A 23,687-nucleotide genomic window follows, 5' to 3' on the forward strand; every position below is an offset into this window, starting at 1 on the left:
GCGTACCGGTAGGTTCCCGTTACAGAAACAGCGTCGAAATGGAGCCGGACGTGCGTGAGTTCTCCGTCCCCGCCGCGGTCACCGTCGCCGACACGGCCACGTTGACCGACCCGGTCTGGGACAACGCCGCGGTGGCCCCCGCCACGGTGCAGTTCCAGCGCCTGGACGGCGGCCGCTGGCTCGACGTGACCTGCGCGGAGTTCCTCGACCAGGTCGTCGACCTGGCCCGCGGCCTGCTCGCGGCCGGGATCGAGCCGGGCGAGCGGGTCGCGCTCATGAGCAAGACCCGCTACGAGTGGACGCTCATCGACTACGCGATCTGGTCCTGCGGCGCGGTCACCGTCCCGATCTACGAGACCTCCAGCCCCGAGCAGGTGGCCTGGATCCTCGAGGACTCCGGCGCGGTCGCCTGCTTCGTGGAGACCGACGCCCACCGCGAGGCCGTGGACCGGGTCCGCGACCGCGCGCCCGCCCTGACCCACGTGTGGCAGATCGACGGCACCCCGGGCGCGCTCGAGCAGCTCGCCGGCGAGGGCGCGGCGGTGACCCGCGAGGACGTCGAGCGGCGGCGCGCCGCGACGAAGGCCGACGACCTGGCCACGATCATCTACACCAGCGGCACGACCGGCCGGCCCAAGGGCTGCATGATCACGCACCGCAACATGCTGGCCGACATCGTCAACGCGATCCCGGAGCTGCGCTCGCTGTTCAACGAGGGCGCCCGCACGCTGCTCTTCCTGCCCCTGGCCCACTCGTTCGCCCGGCTGATCCAGATCGGCGTCGTGCAGGCCCGGGCCACCATGGGGCACACGGCCGACACCAAGAACCTGGCCGACATGCTCAAGAGCTTCAAGCCCACGTTTGTACTGTCCGTGCCCCGAGTGTTCGAGAAGGTCTACAACACCGCGAAGCAGCGCGCGCAGGCCGACGGCAAGGGCTCGATCTTCGAGCGGGCCGAGAAGGTGGCCATCGACTACAGCGCCGCGCCCTCGCCCGGGCTGCTGCTCAAGGCCCAGCACGCGCTGTTCGACCGGCTCGTCTACAGCAAGCTGCGGGCGGCGCTGGGCGGGCAGTGCACGCGGGCCATCTCCGGCGGCGCCCCGCTCGGCGAGCGGCTCGCGCACTTCTACCGCGGCATCGGCGTCACGATCTACGAGGGCTACGGGCTGACCGAGACCTCCCCCGCGACGAACGCCAACCGGGACAACGGCGTGCGCATCGGCAGCGTCGGGCGCCCGCTGCCCGGCGTGACGATCCGCATCGGCGACGACGGCGAGATCCTCGTGCAGGGCGACATCGTCTTCAAGGGGTACTGGAACAACCCGGACGCCACCGCCGAGGCGATCGACGCCGACGGCTGGTTCCACACCGGCGACCTCGGCGAGCTCGACGACGACGGGTTCCTGCGGATCACCGGGCGGAAGAAGGAGATCATCGTCACCGCCGGCGGCAAGAACGTCGCCCCGGCCGTGCTCGAGGACCGCGTGCGGGCCCACGCGCTGATCAGCCAGTGCATGGTCATCGGCGACCGCAAGCCGTTCATCGCCGCGCTGGTCACCATCGACCCCGACGCGCTGCCGGCCTGGAAGAAGGACAACGGCAAGCCCGGGGACGCCTCGATGGAGAGCCTGGTTGACGACGAGCAGCTGCGCGCCGAGGTGCAGAAGGCCATCGACGAGGCCAACCAGGCGGTGTCCAAGGCCGAGGGCATCAAGGTGTTCCGGATCCTGCCCCGCGACTTCACGGAGGCGACCGGAGAGCTCACTCCGTCGTTGAAGGTGAAGCGGAACGTCGTGATGAAGGAGTACGAGGGCGACATCGCCGCCATCTACGAGCGCTGACCTCGGGTCGCGTGCCCTCCCGTCCCGTGGTTACGTGTCCTGGGGGGACCCGCCGGTGATCGGCTTGCCAGCTGGAAGGGAACGCTGTTGACCGACCTGCCCACCGCCCGCGGCACCACGACCACCGCCGCCGCTCCGGCCCGGGCCGGCGGGGGCCCGGAGCGCGCCTCCGCGTCCTCGGCGTCCGCCGCCCAGGCGCAGCGGGCGATCGTCGCCGTGCGGGCGCTGCTGCTGGCCCTGGCCGCCGTCCTCGTGCTCACCGACGGCGACGTGCGCCCGTCCGAGCTGCTCTGGCTCGCGCTGCTGCTCGCCGCGGCCGTGGTGGCCACCGTCGCGCCCGAGTCGCACGAGGTGGCCCGGCTCGGCCGCACCGCCGAGGTGCTCATCACCGCGTTCGCCGCCTCCACGCTCAACGGCGACGCCCAGGCCCTGCTCGTGTACCTCCCGGTGCCGATCGTCGCCGCCGCGCTCTCCGAGGGCCGCCGGATGGCCGGGGCCTACGTGGTCGCGGCGGCCGCGCTGCTGGCGGTCGGCGGCGGGGTCGAGGGCCGGCTCGACGAGCGCGACTACATCGCGGCCGGCGCGCAGTGGCTGCTCATCGCCGGCGTCGCGGCCTACCTGACCACGATCCTGCAGCGGGTCCTGCTGGCCCGCCGCCCCGAGGAGCAGCCCCAGCCCTACGCCGAGGCGACCCGCCTGCTGACCCAGCTGCGCAGCGTCGCCCGCCAGCTGCCCGGGGCCACCCTCGACCCGGGCGGGCTGGCCGAGCACCTGCTCGACGAGGTGCGCGCGATGGTGCCCTCGACCCGCGGCGCCGTGCTGTCCGGCAGCGGCGGCGGCCGGCTGGTGGTGCTGGCCCAGGCCGGCGTCGAGCGGCTCGACTGGGAGACCGCCCTGGACACCGAGAGCGCCGTCGCCGACGCCTGGGCCACCCAGCAGCCGGTCGTCTCCGGCCGCTCGCAGGCCCGCTCGGTCGCCCGCGGGCAGAGCATCTCCTCGATGGCGGTGCCGCTCATCGCCGGAGTGCGCACCGTCGGGCTGATCGTGCTCGAGTCCGACTCCCCCGGCGCCTACCCGCCCGCCACCGTCACCAAGGTCCAGTCGGTCACCGGCCCGGCGGCCCTGCGGCTCGAGGCGGCCCTGCTCTTCGACGAGGTCCGCTCGCTGGCGACCACCGAGGAGCGCCAGCGGCTGGCCCGCGAGATTCACGACGGGGTGGCGCAGGAGCTGGTGATGGTGGGGTACGGCATCGACAACGCCGTCGCCGCCCTGCCCGACGCCGAGGCCGCCGAGGAGGAGCTGCGGATCCTGCGGGCCGAGGTCACGCGGGTGATCACGGAGCTGCGGCTGTCGCTGTTCGAGCTGCGCAGCGAGGTCGACCGCTACGGCGGGCTCACCGCCGCGATCTCCGACTACGCCCGCACCGTCGGCGCGTCGGCCGGCCTGCGCGTGCACCTGTCGCTCGACGAGACCACCGCCCGGCTGCCCGCCGCGGTCGAGGCGGAACTGCTGCGCATCGCCCAGGAAGCGATCACCAACGCGCGGAAACACGCCGGCGCGGAGAATCTTTGGGTAACGTGCGCGGTCGATCCTCCGTTCGCTCAGGTAGAAATATCCGACGATGGCAGCGGCATCGGTGAGAACCGTCCGGACGGTCACTATGGTCTTGCGATCATGGCCGAGAGGGCGGAACGTATCCGAGGCCGGTTGGAGATCACGCCACGCGTGCCGAATGGGACCACAGTGGCGGTTGTGCTCGGAACCGCACCGCGTGCGCGGTAGCGTGAAGGCACCCAGAGGGAGAGAGCACCGGGAATGTCTACTACCGCGACGCCGACGACCCGCACCAAAGTGTTGCTCGTCGACGACCACGATCTGATTCGCCGAGGACTGCGGCACGCGTTCGAGCGCGACCGCCAGTTCGAGGTGGTGGGCGAGGCCGCGACGGCCGCCGAGGCGATCCGCCAGGCCGGCGCCCTGCAGCCCGACGTCGTGATCATGGACCTCCGCCTGCCCGACGGCAGCGGCCTGGAGGCCACCCGCGCCCTGCGCAAGACGAGCAACAGCATGGGCATCGTCGTGCTGACCATGTACGCCGGCGACGACCAGCTCTTCGGCGCCCTCGAGGCCGGCGCCTCGGCCTTCGTGCCGAAGACCGCCCCGGCCGACGAGGTCGTGGCCGCGGCCCGGCACGCCGCCTCGGCCCCCAGCGCCTTCACCGCCGCCGACCTGGCCGAGGCCATGAAGCGCCGGCTGGCGCCGAGCGGCCCGCAGCTGTCCCCCCGCGAGGGCCAGGTCCTGCGCCTGCTCGCCGACGGCATGAGCGTGGCCGGCATCGCCAAGCAGCTGTTCGTCTCCGAGTCCACCGCGAAGACCCACATCTCGAAGCTCTACGAGAAGCTCGGCGCCGCGAACCGTGCCCAGGCCCTCATGACCGCGCTCCGCCTCGGTCTGCTCGAAGCCCCCGACGCCCCCAGCTTCTAAGGCTTTTCACCCCCGAATCGCGCGTACGGCCGGCTCCCGTTACCCCCGGGCAGCCGGCCGCGCCATTTCCTCGCCGCACTTCGGTTTCCGGCCGCCGTTTTCGGAATGCGTGGGCCGTTGCCGCAGAATGCGCTGGGCCGAACGGACATTCCTGTGCAACAAGCGCGTGCAGGAACGGACCGCCTATCGCTTCGCGAATCGCGCTTCTTTCCCCTCGCCGCTTCGTCTCGCCGCTTCGGCGCCGGTTCGTCACCGCGGTCTCTCGCCGCTTCGTCTCGCCGCTTCGTCTCGCCGCTTCGTCGCCACCACGGCGCCGTGGTCATTCGCCGCTCCGGCACCGCGGTCTCTCGCCGCTTCGGCGCCGTGTCGCTCGGCGGTTGGTTCTCTCGGTGTGGCGCTATTTGCCGTCGAGGAGGGCCTGGAGCCGGGCGGCCTGCGTCTCCCAGCGCCACTCGGCCTCGACCCAGGCCCGCCCGGCGGCCCCCATGCGGGCGGCGAGCTCCCGGTCCTGCAGCAGCGTGATCAGCCGGTCGGCGACGGCCTCGACGGACCGCCCCGGCACCACGAAGCCGGTCTCGCCCTCGCGAACGGCGTTCGGCGCGCCGCCCGAATCCCCGGCGAGCACGGGCAGGCCGGTGGCGGAGGCTTCGAGGTACACGATGCCGAGTCCTTCGACATCGAGTCCCTTGCGCCGGGTCCGGCACGGCATCGCGAACACGTCCCCCGCGGCATAGTGCGCCGGCAGGTCGGCCCAGCTCACGGCCCCGGTGAAGACGACCTCGCGCTCGACGCCGGCCTCGCTGGCCAGCCGCTCGAGCGTCGCCCGGTACGGCCCCCCGCTGACCACCAGCAACGCCGCGTCCGGCACCGCGGCCCGAATCCTGGGCAGCGCCCGGATCAGCACGTCCTGCCCCTTGCGCGGCACCAGGCGGGAGACGCAGACCACGACGGGCCGCCCCTCGAGCCCGTACCGCTTGCGCACCTCCGACCCGTCCACGAGCGGCGAGTAGGCGTCGACGTCCACGCCGGGCGCGAGCTGCTGGAGCTCGGTGAGCCCGCCGATGGCCCGGGCGAGCCGGACCCGGAAGTACTCCCCCAGGTACGTGACGACGTCCGTCCCCCGCGCGATCCGCCGCAGCAGCGTCCGCGCCCCGGGCAGCGCCGCCCACCCGGCCTCGTGCCCGTGCGTGATGGCGACCGCCCGCTCGATCCCGGCCCGCCGCCGCAGCCCCTCGGCCAGCAGCCCGAGCGGCGCCGCGGCCCCGAACCAGACCCGCTCGCACCCCCGGGCCCGCGCGATCTCGGCCGCCCGCCGCGCCACCTTGGGCGTGGGCAGCAACATCCCGGTGCTCTCCCGCACCACCTCGAACGGCTGCGCGGCATCGAACCGCTCGGCCCCCTCGTACGTCGAGGCGTAGACCACCACGTCATCCCCCGGCAGCCGGACCGCCAGGTTGTGCACAAACTGCTGAATCCCACCCGGCCGAGGCGGAAAGTCGTTGGTGATCAGCAGTGAGGTCGCCACCCGGCGACTCTAGCTTCGCCCCGGTCCGTCGTTGAGCGGACCTCAGCCCTCCACCCACCTGGTCCACGCGGGCGCGACCAAGCGGGCGAGGGCCTCATAGCCGGCCGCGCCCGGATGGGCGCCGTCGCCGTCGCGGACCTCCTGCATCCAGGCCGGATCGCGGACCAGGGCGGGCAGGGTCGGCACGTACGGCACACGCAGTTCGCGGCAAGCGGTGGCGAAGGCCTCGTCCAGCGACGCGAGGGCCCGGTTGGCCGGCTCGTCGTCGACCGGCGGCGGCCCGACGACCAGGCGCGGCAGCGGGGCGGCGGCGGTCAGCAGCGTCCGCAGATTCCGCAGCGACTCGACCGCCGGCAGCCCCTGCACGGTGTCGTTGACGCCGAACGAGACCACGATCCGGGCATCGCACCCGTCGGGCAGGCGCGGGGTGCACTCCGCCTCCCAGCGCGCGAGCACGTCGGCCGAGGTGTCGCGGCGCACGCCGAGGTAGTACGCGGTCAGGGGTGTCCCCCGCCGGTGGCTCAGCGCCGCCAACCGGCCCGCCCAGCCCAGGCAGTGAGGATCGCCGACCCCGGCCACGAAGGAGTCCCCGAGGAAGCACACGCGCAGATCCGACGACATGGCTCCATTGGATCTGAGTGCCGGTACCTAGCGCGACTGGGTACCCGGACTCAAGCCCACGAGACCCGCCGCGCGGGAGATTCTTCGCATGTTCGCAGACGGGGGCGCCGCGACCATCGAGCGCCGGGACACCACAACCATCCGGCCCGGCATCACCGCGCCGACGCAGCGCGGCGATGCCACGACCGACCGGCCCGGAACCGCCGCACCCGCACAGCGCGGGAATGCCACTTCCACGCGGCGTCGGGACCGCGCGGCCGCACAACACTGGAACGCCGAGACCGCCGCGCACCCGGACGCCGCGTCTGAGCGGCACCCGGACGCCGCGACCGCGCAGCCCTGGGACGCCGAGACCGCCGCGCACAGCAACGTCGCGGCCGCGCGGCACCGGGACGCCGCAGCCGCGCCCTTCGCCACGGTCGTGCGGTCCCGGCACGCCGTGGCCGTGCGGTCCTCGAACACCGCGACCGCGCGGGACGGGGAGGCCACGATCGTGCGGTCCTCGAACGCCGCGACCGCGCGGGACGGGGTGGCCGCGGGCGTGCGGTCCTCGAGCACCGCGACCGCGCCGGACGGGCAGGCCACGATCGTGCGGTCCTCGAACGCCGCGACCGCGCGGGACGGGGTGGCCGCGGGCGTGCGGTCCTCGAGCACCGCGACCGCGCCGGACGGGCAGGCCACGATCGTGCGGTCCTCGAACGCCGCGACCGCGCGGGACGGGGCGGACGCGGGCGTGCGGGACGGGGATGCCACTTCCATGCGGCGGCGGGACTTCGTCTATCGGCGGGTGACGCGGGCGTTGGCGGTGGCGCTCGTGCCGGTGGCGTGGGTAGTGGCGTCGCGGCGCAACGGGTCGGCTCGGCATGTGGCCTGTCAGTGGGCGCTCGCGGCGCGGTTTCCGGCGGAGGACCTCGGCGGGCTGACCGGGGCGACGCGGGAGGCGTTCGAGGCGGCGCGGGCCGAGGCGCTGTGGCGGTACGGGGAGCTGATCGGGCTGACGTCCGGCTATCGCGATCCGCTGGAGCAGGCCCGGCTGTTCGCGGCGGCGGTCGAGCGGGACGGGTCGGTCAGTGCGGCGTGGCGGCGGGTGCTGCCTCCGCATGCGTCGCGGCACGTCGCCGGGACCGCGCTCGACATCCGGCCGGCCGAGGGAGCCTTGTGGCTGGAGCGCCACGGTGGGCGGCATCGGCTCTATCGGACGTATGACAACGAGTGGTGGCACTTCGAGTACCGGCCGGATGGTTGTCCTGTGCGGTTGCCCCATCCCGGGCTGAGTGATCCACGGGTGTGCATGGTTTCCGCGGATCGGTCATGATCCTTGCGATGCGACTCCCAGCTTCCTTCCTGAGCCGCCGGAGCGTGGCCCTGGCCGGCGCGCTGAGCGGGGCGCTGCTGCTCGTGGCCGCCTCCTCGATGCGGACCTTCGACGGCGGGCCGAGCGGCATGACGATCCTGGCCGCGCTGACGGCGCGCCCGCGCGACGCCCTCGGCACCGCGAGCGCGCTGGCGCCGATCGTCGTGGTCACGGCGGGCCTGATCCTGCTGCGCTGGTGGCCGTTGTTGCTGGCGGGGGCGGGACTGCTGGCGGTACCGACGCTGCTGCCGCTGCACGTGCGCATGGAGCTGCCGCTGTCGGTCGGATTGCTGACCCGGTCCAGTCAGCCGCTGGCGCTCGTCGCGCTGCTCGCGGCCGCGCAGGCGATGTTCCGGCGCGGCGAGACCCGGCGGGGCACCCTGGTCGCGGGGCTCAGCGTCGGCTCCACGCTGCTGGGGATGGGCATCGCCAACTCCTGGGCGCGGCCGCTGTTCTACGAGCCGGACGACTGGCCGCGCCCCCTCGTGCTGCTCGCGATCGCCGGCACCGCGACGGCGGCCTGGTTCCTGCGCGGCCGCGACCCCGCCGCGTGGCCGGCCGGCGCGGCGCATCAGGGCTGGGCGCGGCTGCGGCTCGTCCTCGCCGGCGGCCTCGCCCTGGCCCTCGCACTGCCGCTCGGCCTGCTCACATCCGACCGCCTCGCGCTGTTGCTGGGGGTCACGCGGGGGGCGATGTACCGGCACGGGTACGTCTTCGGGGCCGTGATCGGCACCATCGCGCTCATCGTCGTCGCCGCACTCGCCGCCATGGCCGGCCCCTGGACCCTCGGCGGCGCCCTGACGGCCGCGACGGTCCTGGTCGCGATGAGTGCTCCGCTGATCCTGGCGATGGGCATTTTGCAGTACACACGGCTGCCCTTCTTCAGTGTGCTGGCCGGACTGGCCCTCGGCGCCGGCCTCGCGTGGTCGCGGCTCCGCGTGCCGCTGACGGTCGCGGTGACGCTTGGGGCGGCGACGGCCCTGTTCATCGCGTACGCGGGGACGACCGGCCACCCCGAGCGCCTCGCCGAGCAGCGCATCGCCGTCCCCGGCATCCTGATCGCGGTCCTGGTCACGGCGGCGGCGACGGCGATCCCGGCCACGGTCGCGCCGGCCCTCGCCCCGTCCGGCGCCATCCCGGCGGCCCTGGGCCCGCTGGCCCTGGTCCTGGCGATGGGCGGCCGCGAGGCGGTCGAGTCCACGTACCTGCGCGACGGCCTGCCGGAGTCCTCGTACTTCAGCCCGGTCTTCCACCTGACCACCTCGGCCGTCCTGCTCCTCGTGGCCGCGGCCGGCGTCGGCGGCCTGGGTTACGCGCAGCAGTGGGCGACCCGCCGCGCCGACCGCCTGCGCGCCGAACAGATCCGCCGCGAGGCCGCCGAGGCCGAACGCAACCGCCTGGCCCGCCCGATCCACGACGGCGTCCTGCAGGTCCTGGCCCTGATGCAACGCCACGGCAACGAGCTGGGCGGCCCCGGCCCGCAACTGGCCACCCTCGCCGGCGAGCAGGAACAGGCGCTGCGCACCCTCCTGTCCGGCAACCCGGCGGCGGCGCCGGCCTTCTACCTGGACCTGCGCGCGCTGCTGACGGCCCTGTCCTCCCCGACGGTGGAGATCGCCGCCCCCGCGGATCCGGTACTGCTCCCCGCCCAGACCGCCCAGGAACTCGCCGCCGCGGCGCAGGCCGCCCTGGACAACGTCTCCCGCCACGCCGGCCCGACCGCGCGCGCCTGGGTCCTGCTGGAGGACGAGGGCGACGCGGTACGCGTCACCGTCCGCGACGACGGGGTCGGCTTCGCACCGGAACGCCTGGCGGAGGCCGCCGACGCGGGCCGCCTGGGCGTCGCCCAATCCATGCGCGGCCGCGTGGCCGACCTGGGCGGCACGACGGAGATCTCCAGCCGCCCGGGCCGCGGCACCGAGGTCGAGTTCCACGTCCCCCGCCGCCGGGGCCCGACCACCTGAGGGTTCGCCTGGTTCGCCGCCGCACCTGCGATGTGCCGCAGCGTGACCCAGCTACGGCATTTTCGTGCGGGCGACCGGCAACGTCGAGCCCCGGCCGCGCCGCAACCTGGGCTGGGCAGCCGTCGCCTGTGCGCGCCGCGGGCATCGACGGCTCCTGAACGCGGTGCGACATGGCGAGCGCACGGTGCTCAACATGCACACAGGCAAGCCCGGCGCTCGGACCCGCCTCCCGGCACGGCGGCGCGAAGCGTCCCGCGCTCCTGATGGGCCTTCGCCGAAAGTCCGCGGACAGGATGCAACTCGGTCGCGATCGGCGGCCGCGCGGAACTGGTCCCATCAGGGCGCGGCAGGTGGAAGCCGCCTGTGCGAACGTCTCGCGGCACGGCGACCGAAGACGCCCCCGCCAGTGGCGGGCCCTCGCGGCCCGCGACCAGGTCCCGGCCGGGACGTCCGCGGGCAAATCCGGGGCCACGCACCCGGGGAACAGGTCTGGGCCCGGGCACCCGAGCGCGAGCGCGAGCCCGAGCACCCGGGGAGCAGGCCTGGGCCCGGGCACCCCAGCGCGAGCCCGAGTCCGCGCACCCGGGGAGCAGGCCTGGGCCCGGGCACCCGGGCGCGAGCCCGAGTCCGCGCAGCCCAAGGAGCAAGTCCGCACCGGAGCGTCCGAGCGACAAGTCCGAGTCCGCGCGCCTCCTGGCTAGGGGTGAGCTCGGGCCCAGGCTCGCGACGCGGCCATGCGCTCCACCGCCGTCGGGTGGGAGCCGAACAGGAACTGTTCCAGCGGGTTGGGGTCGGGATCGCCGAGGTTGACCAGGGACAGCCGGCCCTGCATCGCCTCGAACTCGGTCGGGTTCCGGGTCAGGGTCAGGGCGTGCTGGTCGGCCCGCGCCTCGACGCGTCTGGAGACCAGGGCCTGCAGCGGCCCCGCGACCAGGCCGCCGACCGTGGCCAGGGCCAGCAGCAGGGCCAGCGCGCGCGGCTCGGCTATCGAGTCGACGCGGGCCAGGCGGAGCAGGGCGGTCCACGAGCCGATCAGGTACAGCGCGCACACCGCGGCGGCCGCCCCCAGCGCGCCCAGCAGGGTGCCGGTCAGGACGTCGTTGTCCTTGGCATGGCCGAGCTCGTGGGCCACGACCGACTCGACCTCGGCCGCCGGGGCCTTCTCGAGGAGGGTGTCGTAGACGACGATGCGGCGGGTGGGGCCGAAGCCGGAGACGTACGCGTTCACGGCGCGCGTCCGGCGGGAGGCGTCGGCGACCAGCACGTCGCGGACCGGTACGCCGTCGCGGGCGGCCATCGCCATCAGGCTCGTGCGCAGTTCGCCCTCGGGCATCGGGGTGAACTTGTTGAAGATGGGCTCGACGAGGACCGGGAAGACGAACGTGAACAGGACGGTGAGCAGCGCCGCGCCGGCCGCGGCCCAGGCCCACCACCAGCGCGGGGCGAAGTGGGTGACGGTGTAGAAGCCGACGAGGACGATCGCGCCGATGACCGCGCCGACGGCGTAGCCCTTGAACAGGTCGACGGTCCAGGCGCCCCAGTCCTGGGTGGACAGTCCGTAGCGGCGCAGGATGGACTGGCGCCAGGCCGACAGGGGCAGCGCCACGACCTCGCCGACCAGGGTGACGACCAGGCCGCCGAGCAGGGCGCGGGCCAGCCAGTGCCCGCCGAACGGGCGGCCGGCCTGTTCCACGAGCCAGGAGCCGGCCGGGGTCAGGCCCAGCAGCAGGGCGACCACCAGGCCCAGGACGATCGACAGGTACATCCCTGGGCGCAGCGCCGCATGGAACGCCCGTCCCTGGGCGACCGCGTCGCGGGGCAGCGTGTCGAGCGCGGCCAGCTGGTCGGCGCGCGGCGCGGGCGGCGCCGACCACGGCACCCGCAGCAGCGCGACGGCGGCCGCCGCGACGACCAGCACGACGAGCGTGATCGTGGCCCACAGGCGAGGCGTCATCGCGTCAGCCTATGCGGCGCGCCCGCGGCGGCGCCGGGGTGCGGGGACGGGGGTCAGGGGGATGTTGTGCTCGAAGTGGGTCGGCTCCAGCACGGTGACCTCGAACCCGGCGAGTTCGAATACCTCGATGGCCGCCACCTCCTCGGCGCCGAGCTGGTGAAACGCGGGCGGGGTGTCGAGCAGCAGGGTGACCACGCAACTCGTGCAGGCGTCGCCGCGGACCGTGCAGCTTTCGCAGTCGACGAGCATCGCTCCTCCAATGCCGACGTTCCGCCGTGACCGGGCTTGACCCCGGGTTTGGCGTATCGGTGAACCCGATAGCACGAACGGTAGCGAGGGGGTACGACAAAAATGCAAACGCCCAGGTCAGGACCGTGAAAGGCGGCGCAGCAGGGTGTCCGACGACAAGGGATAGGCCCCGTGGCGGCGCACCCCGTCGATGACCTCCTTGTCCGAGGAGATCACCACGATCGGCCGCCCGGCCGGTTCGGCCCGCACCAGCCGCCGGATCAGCTCGTCCGCCGTCTCCCCCTTGCGCGAGAACAGCACCCGCACGCCCCGCGGCGCCGGCGGCAGCCCGTGCACCCGCTCGGCCCCGTCGAAGACCACGGTGACCTCGGCGCGGGTCTGGGCCGCGAGCCCGCCCACCCCGGCGATGAGGCGGTTGCGCTGCTGTTCGAGGGAGATCTCGGCGTACCCCTTCTTGGTCACGTTGTAGCCGTCGACGATCATGTGCGCCTTGGGCAGGCTGAGCAGCTGGTCCAGGCGCGCCGGGTCGTCGGCGTCCAGGGCGCGCGCGGCCGCGGTGAGCCCCTCCGGACGGTCGGCGGCGGCGTCGGCCACGAAGTCGGCCGGCAGCTTGTCGGTCGGGTCCAGGGCAAGCTCGCGGCGCAGGCCGACGGCCGCCTGGCCGATGGTCTCCAGCAGCAGCCACAGCCGGGCGTCGTCCACGGCGCGCGCGTCCTTGGCGCTCTGCCGCTGCGCACCCGCGGCGGTCTCGGCCTCGGCCAGCCGCGCGCGGAGGCGGCGCAGCTCGGCGTCGTGGTCCGCGTTGATCTTGGCGGCCCGGCCCTTCTCGGCCGCGAGCATGTCGGTGGCCTTGCGCTCCTTGGCCTGCGACTCGCGCAGCGCCTTGCCCAGCGAGCGCGCCTCCTCGCGCAGGCCGGAGGTCTCGTCGCGGAGCCGGGCCAGCTCGTCGCGCAGCTTGTCGGCCTCGACCCGGGCCACGGCGCGGTCGTGCTCCGCCCGGGCGAGGCGCTGCTCGACGTCGCGGACCCGCTCGGCCGCGATGGCCCCCTCGGCCTCGGCTCGTACCGTCTCCGTGGCATCGGCGACAAGGGCACGCCAGCCGTCGGGGCGGGCCAGGTACGCCAGCGCCGCCACCTCGACCGGGTCGGCCGCCGCCGGCGCGAGCCCCTCGATCACGGCCGCGCCCAGGTCACCGGCGTCGTTGACGACCCGCGTGGCGATGCGCTGACGCAACAGCGGGTCGCCGGACAGCTGCATGGCGATCACGGGGCCGCCCAGGCGGGCCCGCCGGTTGGGCGCGAACTTGGCCACCCGCCGCAGCGGCATGGGCAGTTCGTCCAGCGGCAACCCGGTCATGGCCCCGGCCGCGAGCGAGACGACCCGCTGGCGAACGGCCTCGGGCAGCACCGGCTCCAGCTCATCGCCACCGTCGGCGCCCGGAACAGCCTCAGCGGCATCAGCGCCCCGAACAGCGTCGGCAACGTCGTCAGCACCGTCGGCGTCCGGAGAAGAACCCCCGGAGCCGTCCAACTGCGCAGCGTCCAGCGCGACCTCGGGATCGAGGCCGTCCGGAGCGTCGTGCGCAGACATCACTCCAGTGTCGCATTGTCGACCACATTCGCCCGGGATGGTGTCCAGGACCGCCGCCTTACCTCGAACGGCTAAAAGCTGACATATCCTTATTTCACCCAATTAGGTGTACAGCACGGGAGGCGGCGATGGCGGCACCGGTACCCAGCAACGAGGCGGACCGCGTCTCAGCGCTGCACGCGATGGCTGTCCTGGACACGCCGCCGGAGACCGATTTCGACGACATCGTCCGGATCGCGAGCGAGGTCTGCGGCGCACCGATCTCACTGGTCACGCTCGTGGACACCGAGCGGCAGTGGTTCAAGGCCAAGGTCGGCGACCTGGACCTGGACGAGACGCCGCGCGAGGTCGCGTTCTGCGCGCACGCGATCATGGGCCGCGACCTCATGGTCGTGCCCGACGCGACGGCCGACGCGCGCTTCGCGGACAACCCGTTCGTCACGCAGGACGACGGGATCCGCTTCTACGCGGGCGCGCCGCTGCTCACGGCCGAGGGCGCGGCCCTGGGCACGCTGTGCGTGGTCGATCACAGTCCGCACCGGCTGAACCTGGACCAGATGAAGGCCCTGCGCGCCCTGGCCAAGCAGGTCACCGAGCTGCTGGAACTGCGCCGGCTCGTGGCCACCGACGAGCTGCGCCCGAAGACGGAGCCGCGGTCAGTGGACCTGGCCTATCTGACCGAGGCGCGCATCCGGGAGCTGCGCGGGATCGCCGACGCGCGCAACATCGCGATCACGCTTGGTCTGACCGACTCGGCATCGGTACACGCCGATCCCGCCAAACTCTCGCGAGCCCTCGACTACGTCATCTTCAGCGCCCTCAAGCTGGCCCCGGCCGGCGGACGGGTCGCGGTGCGGGTGCTGGGCTCACCGGCCCCGACGATCGAGATCGGGCACTCCGGGGGCAGCATCCGGCCCGAGTGGCAGGTGGATCTGGCCGGGCAGCGGGAGGCCGACGAACCGGTACCGCACGCCGTCGCCGACATCCTGCGCGCCCACGGAGCCTCGGTCACCGACACATCGGCGTTGATCGGCTCGCCGGACGTACGGCTTCAGCTGCGGTTTCCTCCGCACTGAGATTTTTTGTCACACCCTGGTCGTAGTGTGCGCCCGTGCCCCACTACCACCAGGAAACGCTCGACGACCTGTTCGACGATCCCCGAGCCGCCACCCTGTTCTCCACCACGTTCGTCGTGGTCGACCTGGAGACCACCGGCGGCGCCCCGGACGGCGGCGGCATCACCGAGATCGGCGCGGTGAAGGTCCGCGGCGGGGAGATCCTGGGCGAGTTCGGCACGCTGGTGAACCCGGAGGAGCGGGTGCCGGCGTTCATCACGGTGCTGACCGGCATCACCGAGATGATGCTGCTGGAGGCGCCGAAGCTGGACACGGTGCTGCCGAGTTTCCTGGAGTTTGCGCAGGGTGCGGTGTGGGTCGCGCACAACGCGCCGTACGACACCGGTTTTTTGAAGGCGGCGTGCGCCAAGCACGGGTATGCGTGGCCGAAGCCGATCGTCCTCGACACCGCCGCCATCGCCCGGCGCGCGATGATCGCCGACGAGGTGCCCAACCACAAGCTGTCGACCCTGGCCCGGCACTTCCGCTCGGCCGTGCAGCCGGTGCACCGGGCCCTGGAGGACGCCCGGGCCACGGTGGATGTGCTGCACGGGCTGTTCGCGCGGCTCGGCAGCCTCAAGGTGCACACGGTCGGCGACGTGATCGAGTTCGTCAAGGCGGTCAGCCCGGCCCAGCGGCGCAAGAAACACCTGGCCGAGGGGCTGCCGGACGGCCCCGGGGTCTACGTGTTCCGCGGGCACAAGGACCGGCCGCTCTACATCGGGACCAGCTCGTCCATCGCCACCCGGGTGCGCAGCTACTTCACGGCGGCGGAGAAGCGGGCCCGGATCAGCGAGATGATCACCGCGGCCGAGCGCGTCGAGGCGATCCCGTGCGCGCACTCGCTGGAGGCCGAGGTCCGGGAGCTGCGGTTGATCGCGGCGCACAAACCGCCGTACAACCGGCGCTCGAAGTTTCCCGAGCGCGTGGTGTGGCTGAAGCTGACCAGTGAGGCCTACCCGCGGCTGTCGGTCGTGCGCGAGCACCAGGGCGACGGGGCGGCCTACCTCGGGCCGTTCGGCTCGCGGCGGTACGCCGAGCTGGCGGCGGCCGGGGTCTACGACGCGCTGCCGATCCGGCAGTGCACCCACAAGCTGTCCCTGCGCACGCAGACGCCCGCCTGCGCGCTCGCCGAGCTCGGCCGCTGCCCGGCCCCCTGCGAGCACCGGATCTCGCCGGCCGACTACGAGGCGGCGGCCGCGGAGCCGTTCCGGGCGGCGACCGTCGGCGACCCCGGGGCGGTCGTGCGGGGGCTGATGGAGCGGATCGAGGCGCTGGCCGAGGTCGAGCGGTACGAGGACGCCGCGACCATCCGCGGCCGGCTCGTCGCGTTCCTGCGCACCGCGATCCGGCAGCAGCGGCTGGCCGGGCTGAGCGGATTGCCCGAGGTCGTGGCGGCCAGGCCCGCCGCGAGCGGGGGCTGGGAGATCGCGGTGGTGCGACACGGGCGACTCGCCGCCGCCGGGGTGTCACCCCCGAGGGTGCATCCACAGCCGACGCTGGATGTGGTCTTGGCCACAGCGGAAACGGTCCTGCCGGGGCCGGGACCGACGCCGCGGGCGACTCCGGAGGAGACCGAGCGCATCCTGGCGTGGCTCGAACGGCCGGAAACTCGGCTGGTCAAGACCGATATTGGCTGGTCATCGCCGGTGAACGGAGCCGCGCGGTGGCGAGCCTTCCTCGCCCGGGCCGAGGCGGCCGCCTCGGTTCGAACTGACTTGGACGGGTAGGTACATCGGACGAACGCACATACTCAAATGACCGATCGGATGCCCCGAGGGAAACTAGGCTGGAACCTACCCAAACCCAGGCCAGCATCCGGCCCGTCGGTGAGGAGGTGCCGCTATGGAGCCCGGTATGCAGTCCGGCGCGTCTTTTGGTGCGGGCTCCTCCCCGTCACCGGTCCCTGGTGGAGAGTCCCACGACTCGGGGGCTTCAAACATTTCGGGTATGCCGAATGCGACGCACAGCGAGTACATGGTGGACCCAGCGGCGTCGGACGGCAACCCCACGGAGTTTCCGAATTTCCGCGCCGCGCCGCCCGGATCGCTGACAGGCCCCGCGACCAGCCAAGACGCCCACCACTTGGTCGACGAGACAGTCGCCGCGCTCGACGAGTCCGGCGTGTCGCAGCCCCGCCCCGCGCCCGGCGCCCCCCGCACGATCCGCGTCGAGAACCTGAGCTCCGGCACCTTCCTCACCCCGCCGGGCAACAACGGCACCGGCGCCCGGCCGTCGGAGATGTTCCTCGGCCCGAAGGGCCTGCCCACCGCGACGATCACCACCCCCGACCGCCGCCGCCCCGCCCCGGCAGCACCCGCCGAAGCCCCCGCCACCGCCGAGCGGCCCCACCCGGACCGCACACAGCACGACCGCACACAGCACGACCACGCACAGCACGACCGCCCACAAAACGACCGCAAACAGCACGACCGCTCCCAAAGCGACCGCGGCGGCAGCGCCCAGAGCGAGCACACCGCGAGCGACAGCAGCCGGAATGGCCGCGGCGGAAGTGCGCAGAGCGAGCACGCCGCCAGCGACAGCAGCCGGAACGGCCGCGGCGGCAGCGAGCAGGCCGCAGACGACCGCGAACACGACGCCCGCGGCGGCAAGGTCCGGAGCGAACACGCAACGCGGGAACGCAACCAGAACGGCCGCGGCGGAAGTGCGCAGCAGGGCGAGCAGGTAGCGGACGAGCGCGAGCAGCTTGGGCACGGCCGACATGCGCGGGGCGAGCAGCCGGTGGTCGAGCGAATGCGACCAGAGCGCACGCAGGGTGAACAGGCGACCGCCGAGCGAACCCGCGAAGAGCGAATGCGCGGCGGGCGTACGCAGGGTGAACGAACCGCCACCGAGCGATCGCCGAATGATCGCGGTGGGGATGGGGCCGAGAGGCAACACGCAGCGTCAGGACACGCGGACCGAGTGCCCGCGGATCGTACGGCTTCGGATCGGGCGCGCCGCCCCGATCATGCGCCGTCCGACCGCGGGCATCAGCATGACCGGGCGCTGAACGACCGGGCCGCGCCCGGGGACCGCGGGGGCAACGAGCACGTATCCCGGGGCGAGCGCGGGACCAACGAGCACGAGCGGCCCGGGAACTGGCCGGCCAACGACCGGGCGATCGAGAAACGGCGCGAGGACCGCGAGCACGAGGGCGACACCGCACCGGCCACCGGCGGCCTGGCGATCGAGACGGACCAGCACGCCGAGACCCACACCGCGCCCAGCCCCGAAGCCCGCACCGCGACGAACACCGACGCCCGCACCGCGACAGGCGGCGAACCCCGCACCGCGACAGGCGGCGAAACCCGGCACGCCGCAAGCACCGAAGCCCGGATCGCGGCAAGTGCCGAAACCAGCGCCGACGCCCGCACCGCAACCAACGCGGACGCCCGCCACGCAAAAAACCTCGCGACAAGCGCCGAGGCCGGGCACGGAACAAGCTCGGCCATGAGCGCCGAGGCCGGGCACGGAACAAGCGCCGCGATGAACGCCGAAGCCGGGCACAGGACGAGCGCGGCCATGAGCGCCGACGCGCTGCCCGGGATCGACGAGCCGGGCACCGACCAGGGCGGGAAGCCCCGCAACACGCATCAGCACGCCAAGCCGCAGCCCAGGGCGCCGCGGCGGGAGGCGTTCCTCGACGACCGGTACGCCGCCCCGCGCAAGAAGCTCACCGCCCCCGCCGCCGACGACTCCCCCGAGGTCCCGCCGCCGCCGAGCTACTCGGCGCTGGTCGGAGGCGCCGTTCCGGGCGACCCGACGGCGACGTACACGGCGATCATCGGCTCCCGGCTGCGCGCCATGCTCCCCTGGCAGTCCAGCGACGATCCGATGGCCGGCATCATCCGGTCGCACCGGCAGATTCATCCCGCGGCGGATGCGGCGTTGTTGCGGCGGGCGTACGCGACGGCCGAGCAGATGCACCGCGGGCAGATGCGCAAGAGCGGCGAGGCGTTCATCTCGCACCCGCTGGAGGTCACCGAGATCCTCGCGGACCTCGGGATGGACACGACGACGCTGGTCGCGGCGCTGCTGCACGACACCGTCGAGGACACCGACTACACGCTCGGGGCGCTGGAGCGGGACTTCGGCGGCGAGGTGGCGCTGCTGGTCGACGGCGTGACCAAGTTCGACAAAATGTTCTACGGCGCCGACGCCGAGGCCGAGACGATCCGCAAGATGATCGTCGCCGCCGGGCGGGACGTGCGGGTGCTGGTCATCAAGCTGGCCGACCGGCTGCACAACATGCGGACCATCGACGCGCGGTCGGTGAAGAGCCGGGTGCGGATCGCCACGGCGACGCGGGAGGTGCTGATCCCGCTGTGCGAGCGGCTCGGGATCCAGGCGCTGAAGCGGGAGCTCGAGGACTGGGTGCTGCGGGCCGTCTCGCCGAGCGGGTACGCCGTCGTCGACGACTACGTGCGCCAGCGGGTCGGCTGGGACGGGTACCTCGACAAGGTCATTTCCGCCCTGAACACCGATCTGAAGCGCTTCGGGCTCGATGCGACGGTCTCGCCACGGCCGCGGCACCTGTACTCGATCTGGAAGGACACCGTCGACGGCAACCACGCCGAGCCGCACGACCTGCCGCGGGTCGTGATCGTGGTCGACGGGCCGGACACGGATTGCTACGCGGCGCTGGGCGCGGTGCACGGCAAGTGGCGGCCGGTCCCGGGCCGGTTCAAGGATTTCATCGCGACGCCGAAGAACAACAACTACAAGTCGCTGCACACCACGGTGCTCGGGGCCGAGGGGCGCTCGGTCGAGGTCCTGATCCGCACCGTCGAGATGCACCAGGCCGCGGAGTACGGCATCGTCGCGAACTTCCGCTATCCCACCACCGCCGCGCGGTTCGGGCCGGCGACCAAGGCCGAGCAGCTCGACTGGCTGCGCCGGCTGCTGGACTGGGAGGCGGCCGCATCGGACCCGTCGCAGTTCATCGCCTCGCTGCGCTGCGACCTCGCCGAGGACCAGATCCTGGTGCTCACGGCGGGCGGCGGGCGCCCGGTGCTGCTCCCGGCCGACGCGACCCCGGTCGACCTGGCGTACATCCTCGGCGCGGACGTCGGCAACCGATGTATCGGCGCCCGCGTCAACGGCCGCCTCAGCGCCGTCTCCTCCCCGCTCGCCGACGGCGACACGGTCGAGATCATCACCCGCGCCGGCCAGCGCGACGAGTTCGACTTCGACGCCGACGCCCCCGCGCGCGGGCCGTCGCCGGAGTGGCTCGACTTCGTGCGTACCCCGCACGCCCGCCTGCACATCAGCCGCTGGTTCGAGGCCCACGAGGCCCCGGCGATCACGGTCGCCAACAAGGTCCGCCTGGGCCGGCTCGCCATCGGCCTCGCGCTTCGCCAGCAGGGCCGCGGCCTGGCCAGTGACCTCCCGCTGGTACGGCTGGCGCCCCGGCTCGGCTTCCCCGACCTCGAGACGCTGCTGGTCGCCGTGGCCGATCACGCCCGCAGCGCCGACGACGTCGTGGCCGAGTTGATCGCCCTGGTCGACCACACCCCGCACTAGCTCACTAGCCTTACCGGATGACCGACTTGCGTGGGCGCGTGCGCGCGCTGGCGTACCGCACGTTCTACCGCCTCCCCGGCCGCTGGAAACGGCGGATCGTGCGCACGTTCCAGCCGACGTACACCATCGGGGCCGTGGTGATCGTCCGCGACCCCGCGCGCACGCAACTCCTGCTGCTCCGCCAGCCGCCGGGCGCGGGCTGGTCGCTGCCGGCCGGGCTGATGGACCGCGGCGAGAAGCCGGTCGGCACCGCCTGCCGCGAGCTCGCCGAGGAGACCGGCCTGAAGGTCGCGCCGCAGGACATGCGCGCGGCCTCCCCCAACGCGATCGTGCACACCGGCGGCCAGTGGGTCGACATGGTCTTCGAAACGGAGCTGGAACCGGGCCCCGCCCTGGTGGTCGACCAGGCCGAAATCCTGGAGGCGGCCTGGCACCGTCTGGACAACCTGCCGCCGCTGACCGTGTCGACGTCCCGGCTGCTCGCGCACTACGGGATAGGGCCCTACAAGGACTACCCAGAAGTGCTAGAAGCATGAGAGCCGGATTTTGTACCTCCACACAGCAAACCAGTCGCGCTGGAACCACGATGCGAAGGCGCGGCACGAACCCCGACGCTTCCGCCCGCGGACGGCGGCCCGGGACGCGGCGTGAAGGGCACGGCACGAACCCGGGCGCCGGCACCCCCGAACGGCGCGGCACCGGACGCGACGCGAGGAGCGCGGCATGAACCCCGACGCTTCCGCCCGCGGACGGCGGCCCGGGACGCGGCATGAAGGGCACGGCACGAACCCCGGCGCCGGCACCCCCGAACGGCGCGGCACCGGACGCGGCGCGAGGAGCGCGGCACGAACGCTGACGCTTTCGCCCGCGGACGGCGGCCTGGGACGCGGCGCGAGGAGCGCGGCATGAACGCTGACGTGTGCGCGGTCGTGCTGGCGGCCGGCGAGGGGCGGCGGCTGCGGCCGCTCACCGAGCACCTGCCCAAGGCGCTGTGCCCCGTCGGCAACGTGCCCCTGCTGGACCGGGCGCTGCAGCGGGTCGAGCACTTCGGCCTCGACGTCGCCGTGAACGCCTGCTACCTCGGGCACATGGTCGTCGAGCACGTCGGCGAGCGGGCCCACCTGTCCGTCGAGCCCGGCGACCCGCTCGGCACCGCCGGCGGGCTCGGGCTGCTGCGGGACTGGATCGGCGGGCGCGGGGTGCTGGTCGGCAACGCCGACGCGTACCTGGCGGCGGAGGACCTGGCGCCCGGCGAGGACATCGCGGCCCTGCTCGAGGGGTGGGACGGGCACACGGCGCGGCTGCTGACGGTACCAGGGCCGCCGTTTGAGTTTGGCGCTTCGCGGTTTGCCGGCTTCTCCCTCCTGCCGTGGGATCTGGTGCAGGACCTGCGCCCGGAGCCGTCCGACCTGGTGCGCCTCGCGTGGCGGCCGGCCGAGCGGCAGGGGCGGCTGGAGATCGTCGCGTATCCGGGGACCTACCTGGACACCGGCACCCCGGCGGACTATCTGGCGGCGAACCTGCACGCGGTACACGAGAAGGAACTCGTCGCGGAGGACGCCGTCGTGACCGGGGAGCTCGCCGGGGCCGTCATCGGGGCCGGAGCGCGCGTCGAGGGCCGGGTGCACCGCGGGGTGGTGTGGCCGGGCGGCGTGGTCGCGGCGGGCGAGACCCTGACCGACGCGATCCGGGTCGGCCGGGAACTCACCGTCGCCGCCCACTGAGCCCGCGGGCGCGACGCACGCGATCCGGGTCGCGCGGGGGCCGACCGTCGCCGCCCACTGAGCCCGCGGGCGCGACGCACGCGATCCGGGTCGGCCGGGCGCTGACCGTCCCCGCCCACTGAGCCGCGGGCGAGACCGCACGCGATCCGGGTCGCGCGGGCAAGACCGCACGCGATCCGGGTCGCGCGGGCAAGACCGCACGCGATCCGGGTCGCGCGGGGGTCGACCGTCGCCGCCCACTAGCATGACGGGTGTCCACAGGCCGGAAGGAGCTCCGCAGGTGATCACCGCGATCGTCCTCATCGACTGCGCCACCGACTCGATCCCGGAGGTGGCCGAGAACATCGCCAACCTCGACGGCGTCAGCGAGGTGTACTCCGTCGCCGGCAACGTCGACCTGATCGCCATGGTGCGGGTGCAGCGCTTCGACGAGATCGCCGAGGTCATCGCGAACCGCATCTCCAAGGTGCCTGGCGTCGTGGAGACGGACACGCACATCGCGTTCCGCGCGTATTCGCGGCACGATTTGGAAGAGGCTTTTGCGATCGGGCTGCCCGACGCCGACTAGTTTTCCCGGTCTTTCTCAGAAAAACGCAAGAAAGCCCTGTTTGCCCTGCTCACCGCGTCGGGAGTGCGGCAAATCGCATCGAGAGAGGGCCTCTGACCGGGTACCCTCGCCGCCATGAGGATCGGCATCGTAGGGGCCACCGGGCAGGTCGGCAGCGTCATGCGCCACATCCTGGCCGAGCGGCAGTTTCCGGTAGACGAGTTGCGCCTGTTCGCCTCCGCCCGCTCGGCGGGGCGGCCCATCGACTGGCAGGACACGCAGGTCACGGTCGAGGACGCGGAGACCGCGGACTTCGCCGGGCTGGACGTCGTGCTGTTCTCGGCGGGCAAGGGCACGTCGAAGGAGCTCGCCCCGAAGGTGGCCGCGGCCGGCGCCGTCGTGATCGACAACTCGTCGGCCTGGCGCATGGACCCCGACGTGCCGCTGGTCGTGGCCGAGGTGAACCCGCACGCCGCCCACAACCGGCCCAAGGGCATCATCGCCAACCCCAACTGCACCACCATGGCCGCGATGCCGGTGCTGCGCCCGCTGCACGGCGAGGCCGGCCTGGTGGCCCTGGTCGCCGCCACCTACCAGGCAGTGTCCGGCGCGGGCCTGGCCGGCGTGGCCGAGCTCGACGAGCAGGTGCGCAAGGTCGCCGACGGGGCCGCCGCGCTCGCCTTCGACGGCGCGGCCGTGGAGTTCCCGGAGCCGAAGAAGTTCGCGGCGCCGATCGCCTTCAACGTGCTCCCCCTCGCCGGCGGGCTCGTCGACGACGGCTCGTTCGAGACCGACGAGGAGCAGAAGCTCCGCAACGAGAGCCGCAAGATCCTCGAGATCCCGGAGCTCAAGGTCTCCGGCACGTGCGTCCGGGTTCCCGTGTACACCGGGCACTCGCTGCAGCTCAACGCCCGTTTCGCCCGCCCGATCAGCGTGGCCCGCGCGACCGAGCTGCTCGCGTCCGCGCCCGGCGTGGTGCTCAGCGCCGTACCCACCCCGCTGCAGGCGGCCGGCGCGGACCCGTCCTTCGTGGGCCGGATCCGCATCGACGAGACCGTGGACAACGGGCTGGCGCTGTTCATCTCCAACGACAACCTGCGCAAGGGCGCGGCCCTGAACGCGGTCCAGGTGGCGGAGCTGCTCCTGGCTTAGCGACTCGCGCGAAGCGCGGCTACAAGCGCGAAGCGCGGCTA

17 protein-coding genes are annotated in these 23,687 nt (G+C 73.2%); 12 read left to right on the plus strand and 5 right to left on the minus strand.

The window, feature by feature from the left end:
• Positions 1-50 precede the first annotated feature (50 nt).
• The 3 genes from ACQPZ4_RS42815 to ACQPZ4_RS42825 all read left to right on the plus strand — a co-directional run bounded on the left by ACQPZ4_RS42815 (position 51) and on the right by ACQPZ4_RS42825 (position 4,325).
• Positions 51-1,841, plus strand: a complete 1,791-nt coding sequence (locus ACQPZ4_RS42815; RefSeq protein ID WP_433049703.1) for an AMP-dependent synthetase/ligase — start codon at positions 51-53, stop codon at positions 1,839-1,841.
• A 216-nt stretch (positions 1,842-2,057) separates the two neighbouring features.
• A complete protein-coding gene (locus ACQPZ4_RS42820) occupies positions 2,058-3,623 on the plus strand; it encodes a sensor histidine kinase (protein WP_433066925.1) in 1,566 nt (521 codons plus the stop codon).
• A gap of 33 nt (positions 3,624-3,656) precedes the next feature.
• A complete protein-coding gene (locus tag ACQPZ4_RS42825) occupies positions 3,657-4,325 on the plus strand; it encodes a response regulator transcription factor (RefSeq protein ID WP_344610478.1) in 669 nt (222 codons plus the stop codon).
• Positions 4,326-4,722: 397 nt separating this feature from the next.
• Here the strand turns inward: ACQPZ4_RS42825 and ACQPZ4_RS42830 are convergent, their stop codons facing one another.
• Positions 4,723-5,850: a glycosyltransferase family 4 protein gene (locus ACQPZ4_RS42830; protein ID WP_433049708.1), complete on the minus strand. Its 1,128-nt coding sequence runs from the start codon at positions 5,848-5,850 to the stop codon at positions 4,723-4,725.
• Between the two features lie 42 nt (positions 5,851-5,892).
• The gene (locus ACQPZ4_RS42835) at positions 5,893-6,471 is read right to left on the minus strand and encodes a GDSL-type esterase/lipase family protein (protein WP_433049711.1); all 579 of its coding nucleotides are present in this window, start codon (positions 6,469-6,471) and stop codon (positions 5,893-5,895) included.
• Between the two features lie 88 nt (positions 6,472-6,559).
• On the opposite strand from ACQPZ4_RS42835, the gene ACQPZ4_RS42840 reads away from it, so the two are divergent.
• Together ACQPZ4_RS42840 and macS are read left to right on the plus strand one after the other, a co-directional pair.
• The gene (locus ACQPZ4_RS42840; protein ID WP_433049714.1) at positions 6,560-7,786 is read left to right on the plus strand and encodes a D-alanyl-D-alanine carboxypeptidase family protein; all 1,227 of its coding nucleotides are present in this window, start codon (positions 6,560-6,562) and stop codon (positions 7,784-7,786) included.
• Positions 7,787-7,794: 8 nt separating this feature from the next.
• Positions 7,795-9,789 (plus strand): MacS family sensor histidine kinase, encoded by a 1,995-nt coding sequence (macS, locus tag ACQPZ4_RS42845; protein WP_433049717.1) that lies wholly within the window; start codon positions 7,795-7,797, stop codon positions 9,787-9,789.
• 697 nt (positions 9,790-10,486) lie between these two features.
• Here the strand turns inward: macS and ACQPZ4_RS42850 are convergent.
• The 3 genes from ACQPZ4_RS42850 to ACQPZ4_RS42860 all read right to left on the minus strand — a co-directional run bounded on the left by ACQPZ4_RS42850 (position 10,487) and on the right by ACQPZ4_RS42860 (position 13,582).
• A complete protein-coding gene (locus ACQPZ4_RS42850) occupies positions 10,487-11,743 on the minus strand; it encodes a M48 family metallopeptidase (RefSeq protein WP_433049720.1) in 1,257 nt (418 codons plus the stop codon).
• A 9-nt stretch (positions 11,744-11,752) separates the two neighbouring features.
• On the minus strand, positions 11,753-11,992 hold the full coding sequence (locus tag ACQPZ4_RS42855) for a hypothetical protein (RefSeq protein ID WP_433049723.1): 240 nt from the start codon (positions 11,990-11,992) through the stop codon (positions 11,753-11,755).
• A gap of 117 nt (positions 11,993-12,109) precedes the next feature.
• Complete coding sequence (locus ACQPZ4_RS42860) at positions 12,110-13,582, minus strand: NYN domain-containing protein (protein ID WP_433049726.1); 1,473 nt, start codon at positions 13,580-13,582, stop codon at positions 12,110-12,112.
• Between the two features lie 128 nt (positions 13,583-13,710).
• On the opposite strand from ACQPZ4_RS42860, the gene ACQPZ4_RS42865 reads away from it, so the two are divergent.
• The 7 genes from ACQPZ4_RS42865 (at position 13,711) to ACQPZ4_RS42895 (ending at position 23,646) form a co-directional block, all read left to right on the plus strand.
• Positions 13,711-14,658 carry a GAF domain-containing protein gene (locus ACQPZ4_RS42865; protein ID WP_433049729.1) on the plus strand — a complete coding sequence of 316 codons (948 nt, stop codon included), beginning with the start codon at positions 13,711-13,713 and terminating at the stop codon, positions 14,656-14,658.
• A 35-nt stretch (positions 14,659-14,693) separates the two neighbouring features.
• Positions 14,694-16,427 carry a DEDD exonuclease domain-containing protein gene (locus tag ACQPZ4_RS42870; RefSeq protein WP_433049732.1) on the plus strand — a complete coding sequence of 578 codons (1,734 nt, stop codon included), beginning with the start codon at positions 14,694-14,696 and terminating at the stop codon, positions 16,425-16,427.
• 2,005 nt (positions 16,428-18,432) lie between these two features.
• Positions 18,433-20,223 (plus strand): RelA/SpoT family protein, encoded by a 1,791-nt coding sequence (locus tag ACQPZ4_RS42875; protein WP_433066928.1) that lies wholly within the window; start codon positions 18,433-18,435, stop codon positions 20,221-20,223.
• 17 nt (positions 20,224-20,240) lie between these two features.
• Positions 20,241-20,759, plus strand: a complete 519-nt coding sequence (locus tag ACQPZ4_RS42880) for an NUDIX hydrolase (protein ID WP_433049735.1) — start codon at positions 20,241-20,243, stop codon at positions 20,757-20,759.
• A gap of 369 nt (positions 20,760-21,128) precedes the next feature.
• On the plus strand, positions 21,129-21,947 hold the full coding sequence (locus tag ACQPZ4_RS42885; RefSeq protein ID WP_433049738.1) for a nucleotidyltransferase family protein: 819 nt from the start codon (positions 21,129-21,131) through the stop codon (positions 21,945-21,947).
• A gap of 280 nt (positions 21,948-22,227) precedes the next feature.
• Positions 22,228-22,515 (plus strand): Lrp/AsnC family transcriptional regulator, encoded by a 288-nt coding sequence (locus ACQPZ4_RS42890; protein WP_433049741.1) that lies wholly within the window; start codon positions 22,228-22,230, stop codon positions 22,513-22,515.
• A 114-nt stretch (positions 22,516-22,629) separates the two neighbouring features.
• Positions 22,630-23,646 carry an aspartate-semialdehyde dehydrogenase gene (locus ACQPZ4_RS42895; protein WP_433049744.1) on the plus strand — a complete coding sequence of 339 codons (1,017 nt, stop codon included), beginning with the start codon at positions 22,630-22,632 and terminating at the stop codon, positions 23,644-23,646.
• The last annotated feature ends 41 nt before the right edge of the window (positions 23,647-23,687 follow it).

This window comes from Dactylosporangium sp. CS-033363 (assembly GCF_050942475.1).
In the GTDB taxonomy this organism is placed as follows: domain Bacteria; phylum Actinomycetota; class Actinomycetes; order Mycobacteriales; family Micromonosporaceae; genus Dactylosporangium.

Excerpts from the sequence above, each read along its gene's own strand:
- ACQPZ4_RS42825 (WP_344610478.1), top strand. The coding sequence starts at position 3,657 with ATGTCTACTACCGCGACGCCGACGACCCGCACCAAAGTGTTGCTCGTC.
- ACQPZ4_RS42835 (WP_433049711.1), bottom strand. The coding sequence starts at position 6,471 with ATGTCGTCGGATCTGCGCGTGTGCTTCCTCGGGGACTCCTTCGTGGCC.
- ACQPZ4_RS42840 (WP_433049714.1), top strand. The coding sequence starts at position 6,560 with ATGTTCGCAGACGGGGGCGCCGCGACCATCGAGCGCCGGGACACCACA.
- macS (WP_433049717.1), top strand. The coding sequence starts at position 7,795 with ATGCGACTCCCAGCTTCCTTCCTGAGCCGCCGGAGCGTGGCCCTGGCC.
- ACQPZ4_RS42850 (WP_433049720.1), bottom strand. The coding sequence starts at position 11,743 with ATGACGCCTCGCCTGTGGGCCACGATCACGCTCGTCGTGCTGGTCGTC.
- ACQPZ4_RS42855 (WP_433049723.1), bottom strand. The coding sequence starts at position 11,992 with ATGCTCGTCGACTGCGAAAGCTGCACGGTCCGCGGCGACGCCTGCACG.
- ACQPZ4_RS42860 (WP_433049726.1), bottom strand. The coding sequence starts at position 13,582 with ATGTCTGCGCACGACGCTCCGGACGGCCTCGATCCCGAGGTCGCGCTG.
- ACQPZ4_RS42865 (WP_433049729.1), top strand. The coding sequence starts at position 13,711 with ATGGCGGCACCGGTACCCAGCAACGAGGCGGACCGCGTCTCAGCGCTG.
- ACQPZ4_RS42880 (WP_433049735.1), top strand. The coding sequence starts at position 20,241 with ATGACCGACTTGCGTGGGCGCGTGCGCGCGCTGGCGTACCGCACGTTC.
- ACQPZ4_RS42885 (WP_433049738.1), top strand. The coding sequence starts at position 21,129 with ATGAACGCTGACGTGTGCGCGGTCGTGCTGGCGGCCGGCGAGGGGCGG.
- ACQPZ4_RS42895 (WP_433049744.1), top strand. The coding sequence starts at position 22,630 with ATGAGGATCGGCATCGTAGGGGCCACCGGGCAGGTCGGCAGCGTCATG.